The 5,116-nt window shown below is 36.2% G+C and carries 3 protein-coding genes and 1 pseudogene; 2 read left to right on the forward strand and 2 right to left on the reverse strand.

Features of this window, described 5'->3' with window-relative positions:
• A pseudogene (locus ACJV45_RS05645) lies at positions 1–407 on the reverse strand (hypothetical protein); the annotation flags it as partial.
• A 556-nt stretch (positions 408–963) separates the two neighbouring features.
• The gene (locus ACJV45_RS05650; RefSeq protein ID WP_419397848.1) at positions 964–1,539 is read right to left on the reverse strand and encodes a hypothetical protein; all 576 of its coding nucleotides are present in this window, start codon (positions 1,537–1,539) and stop codon (positions 964–966) included.
• A gap of 330 nt (positions 1,540–1,869) precedes the next feature.
• On the opposite strand from ACJV45_RS05650, the gene ACJV45_RS05655 reads away from it, so the two are divergent.
• A complete protein-coding gene (locus ACJV45_RS05655) occupies positions 1,870–2,118 on the forward strand; it encodes a hypothetical protein (protein ID WP_419397849.1) in 249 nt (82 codons plus the stop codon).
• Positions 2,119–2,474: 356 nt separating this feature from the next.
• The coding region (locus ACJV45_RS05660) for an HYR domain-containing protein (protein ID WP_419397850.1) at positions 2,475–5,116 on the forward strand (2,642 nt) is incomplete at its 3' end.

Genomic DNA, 5,116 nt, shown 5'->3' on the forward strand with positions numbered 1-5,116 from the left:
TTACCTATTTTATTAATCCCTGGTACTTTAAGAACATTAGAGCTTGGCTTGTCTTTTAAATCAAATTTACCAACTAAAAATAAAGCTTTAAGCCCTGGACCAGGTAAATTAAACTGTGAGTCAACTAACTTAATACACTTATCTCCAAGAGTGACTTTAGACAAATCATAATGAGAATCAAGAATATCTCGTGACACAAAGAGATACAACTCATCCTTATTCATGTAATCGTCTGGTAGGCGATATTCTTCCCGAGACACCGCTACCGTTTCCCAACGATACGACGCAAGCTCCGCCTTCTCCTCATCATCAGCACATGCAGAAAGAGAAAATAGAGAACCTAGCAGCAGAAGCATAACAAGACAACTTTGAAAAATGTTTTTACAAAAAATAGTTTTACTCCTCATAACACTACTAGCCTCCTTTTCGTTAACACGACTCTGTATCAAATGATTATAAAACAGACTATTAAGTAAACAAGATCTAACATTCAATCTGATTACTTTAATAATCTTAATAAATATTCTATTTTTTTTTATTAATTTGTCTAGACTATCGACACTAATTTCTTCATTTACTAGCAAACTATACTCTTTCCTAAACAGCAAGATTCGCATAAACAGAAGAACCAATATCATCGCGCGCGTTTAATGCCTACAACAATATTCCCTCATAAACGAAGCAATCACATGCAAATCTTCACCCTCATAATACTCAACAAGCAACTTCTTAAACTCAGGAACCTTATTTTCTGGAATAACCAACAAGCCCCTACCATGAGAAATCAAATAATGTAGGGAACTTTTTTACAATTTTTACACCATTTTGTTCCCCAAAACATAAACAACTAAATTAATAATCACTCGACAACAAAATAGCCTTAATGCTCATTGCAGAATGAAAGTTAATATTGGGAATATTGTAGGAGTGTAAACATCCAAGACAATTAGAAACAGAGAGTTGTTAATTTTTTTGTTCAATAATTTTATCGGTAAATGCCTTTAAAAATTCTCTAGAATTACTCCAGCCCGCACCATTGTTTAATCCCGAGAAATCGAACCCAGATATTTCATCTAAAGCTTTACTACAAACCCATTCATACATTCCAGCCTCTTTGCTTTTATATATTATTAGGAACAATGGTTTCATTGCCTTTTTACCTAATAATATGACACTAATATATTGTTTAGAATACATTACATCGTTATACCATTGTCCTGTCAGCCAATAGAACTTATCTTTGCGCCCCTTTTCACCAATCTCATCGCATAGATTTTGTAACTGTTTAGCCACATACGTGAGAACCTTTTCATCTATGTTTTCTATGAGCAAAGTTTCATCAACACCATTTTTACTTACCTCTTTCCAGTCAACATCTTCATTATTTTCTGAATTTCCTTCATTTCTTGCAGACTTTTGATTTTCTGTTTTTACTTCTCTATTATTATCGCTAAAACTATTCTGACTCTTACAGCCTGAAATAAGTGATATAAGACAAACTACCACAGTCAAAAAAGCATAATGCTTGATATGCTTCATTTACGCCTCCTCTACAACTTAATCTTTACCTAATTGCGGTTACGATTCTCATGTTCAATCTTCACTCTGTTATTCACTATCATCTGCCCAATATTCATTCATCTCGGAGTACAAATCATCTTTGAGTCTAATAAAACTGACGGGATGTAAATTATGAGCAAAGAATGCAGATCTGCAGCCTATAAAATAATTGTAACTAAAAATCATCCGATAATCCACAGGATTTTATTTCCATACATAAACAGATGCGTAGGCAAAGTAAATGCACCTTTTAGCAATAGAAGCGAGCTATCGTTAAAAGGTTTAAGATTGGCTTGATAGCCTGATTTCTTGCTCTTTATTCGTGAGAAAGAGTATGAGGATGTTAAAACATATCAAGCATATGTTGAGCCTAAAGGTAGTCAACTTTTATTTGAAGATGAGTGGAAAGAAAAATTCTTAGGGCAGATTAAAAACAACTACAAGATTAACGATATTCTAGGAAGAGGATACAAGATTATAGGTCTCCCATTCTTTAATCAAGAAAACAGAATGTCTGAATTCGACAAAGCACTAAACGATTTAGTATCAAAATTATAGTGATGTAATAAACTACAACATTTGTTTAGAAAATACCCAATCACATATCTGCAACACACCATAAGACGTATTACAGATTACGAAAATAATAAGAAATTTTATTAAAAATTATATTGTTATAACATTTAGCAAGAAATTTTCATTTAGAGCACCCCCCCCCCGTAGGAAATTTTACAGTCTAAACTAATTTCAAACTGAAAAATATTATGAAAAAATAACAAAAAATGATAGAATTTTAAATGTACCCGTTTAAATAGAGAGCTTTATTACTGGCATTGGAGAGATTTGTCATAGAATTCGTTCTATTTATTTGTTTAAAAATTCGTTAAAGATTAGGGAAAATTAAGGAGATTGTTATGACTACCACTAATCCTTCAAAACATACATCATCAAAATCTTCTAGAAAGCGTCCTGCACACAAAGTACACACGCTTCCGTTAGCAACAATGGCTGCTTTACTGACAGCAGCAACCTGCTTAGGCAGCCAGCCTGCCATGGCTGTTACGGCGCGCACACCACTTTCTACACCAACACAGGCTGGAGTAGTTAGAAATCTTACGAATAGCACAGGCGTTGTGTATAAAGATCGTGAAGCTGATGTGGTTGTTAATAATCCAGAATGGCTTAAGACTCCTAGTATTCTTGAGTTCCAGCGTTATCGCTCTACTAATGATGAAAATAAAGATAAAACGACATTTAATTCCAACGAGCATGGTAGCGATGAGTACAATACTCTGATTAAAAAAACAGATATGTATGCACATATCGAAACAATAGATGGCGCTAAATATCTCGTATTCGACGTATTCTTCAACAATGATGCTCAATCAATGGTAAATCTCTCAAACAGGCAATGGTATATATGGCAAGTACCGTACCAAATTGCTAAGTTAAATTCCAATGGTTCGTATGCGAGTGACACAATTCGCGACTTACGTTTTGACGCTTACAAACTTAAAGATGCATCACAAAATGACAAAATAAAACGCAAGATGAACTTTACTCTTTCGCGCGATTTTGCCAAGTTTGAAAAAGTAGACAATCAGTCAACAACTATAAACTTCCCAAATGATCATGAAAAAAATTTCGGTGGCAGTAGTAATAAGTCTTCAAGCTTCTCTTATACTTTAGGACCGAATCAGACAAAATATGAAAAAGATATGAGCAATCTATTCCATGAGAATCACAATGATTACGCTATTGGTAAAGCAACTTGGCTAGATTACCCATATAATGGTAAGAATTATGGAATAGGTATTCAAACTTCAGAAGTAAATCTTGCATTCCATATGCATGCCGCAGTAAAGCTTAACGATACAGCAATTAACGAAAAAGCTACAACTTATGATGAAAAGTACGCTAATATACATAATGCTTGGACTTGGGCAGATTCTGCAACATATGGAAGCACAACAAGCTCGTCCTACGCGTGGATTTCTGGACGAGATCCAGAATCTGATGAAAAAAACTTACAGCGCCACAAGGATGACAGCATAGCGCCAAAAATTTATTACAATGGCAATGAAATAACTGACAATCAGACCATTAAACTTTATCAAAACGATAAACTAAGCTTCACTACCACCGATGACAAGGGTTATATTGAGAAGTTTAGTATTTCTGGTTTAACAAAAAATCCTACAGTCACGCAAGGCGATGGAAGTGAAAAGAAACCGCTTCCATCAGGCGACATCAAAGTTACTAAAAAAATGAACGGCAAGGAAGTAACTATTACTTCCGAGGATGGCTCTGGCAACGTTACCACACGCAAAGTTAAAGTTACAGTTACTACACTTGCTGACGAACATCCTATTACCGGTAAAACCATTGATGTTACCGTTGGTGATCAATTACCGAAATTGACAAAACTTGTTGAGATTAAAGACGGCAACAAGCTTGAAAAGCAGCCGGACTTAAGGTGGAACGGCCCTGCTCCAAAAACTGATACAGTTGGCGTATTCACCTATGAAAAAAAGATTAAGGGAGAATACTCCGATAAGTCCAAGAGTTTTGCAAATGTAACCATCAATGTTAAACCAAAGAAGCCAGTTATCGACACTGATCTGACTGATCTTGCTGGAAAGAAAGGGCAGAAAGTAACAGTATCTGTTGGAAGCGGCATTCCTACTGGCGCTAAAGTTACTACAACAGTTAAACTGTTTGATAAAAATGGCAATGAAATCGGCTCTACTACAACGATTAACAATGGTAAAGCGGATATTACTGTTAAGGATGGAATTCCCGCAGGCGACGTGTATGCAACAACGACTGTAAAGAAGCTTGAAGAAAAGACTTCTAAAACAACAACTCCAGGATTTGAAATAACTTCAGACAGCAGTGATAAAAAACAAGCTACTGCGCCTAAGGATAATGAAAAACCAACTATCACTGCTACTGCCGAGTCATCATCTGTAGCAGTTGGGCAAGATCTGAAGATTCACATTGTTGCTAAAGATGATGTGAAGGTTGACGACGTACCTAATGCACAAGCTTTGCAGCAAGGTTTAGGTCTTGACGTTAATGAACTCTCATCTCGAATAAAGTCAAGTCAAACAACTAATACTGATAAAGAAAAGGATTTTGATCTTACTGTTAAGAACATGCAGCCGAAGGAAGTTGGCACACATACTATAACCTTCACTGTAAAAGACTCGGCAGGAAACACCGGCTCCACAACTCTAACCATAACCGTGAAGCCAAAGGCTCCAACCGTCACGCCTCAAAATGATGGTTCTGTTGAGGTAACACCAGCAGACGGTACTGATACTCTGGTAATCACTTATACGCCAGAAAATGAAACCAACCCGAAGACCATCACTGTCAAGAAAGACAATGACGGAAACTGGACTGGTAAAGACATTCCAACAGGCGTAACCGTTGATAAAGCCACTGGTAAAGTCACTATTCCAGCAGACAAAGTCAAAGACAAGAGTGATGTAACCGCTAAAAACTCTAAGAACGGTACCGAGAGCAACGAAAAAACTGGTAAAACAGGAAC

This window comes from Gardnerella lacydonensis, assembly GCF_048545055.1.
GTDB classification, from domain to species: Bacteria; Actinomycetota; Actinomycetes; order Actinomycetales; family Bifidobacteriaceae; genus Bifidobacterium; species Bifidobacterium vaginale_C.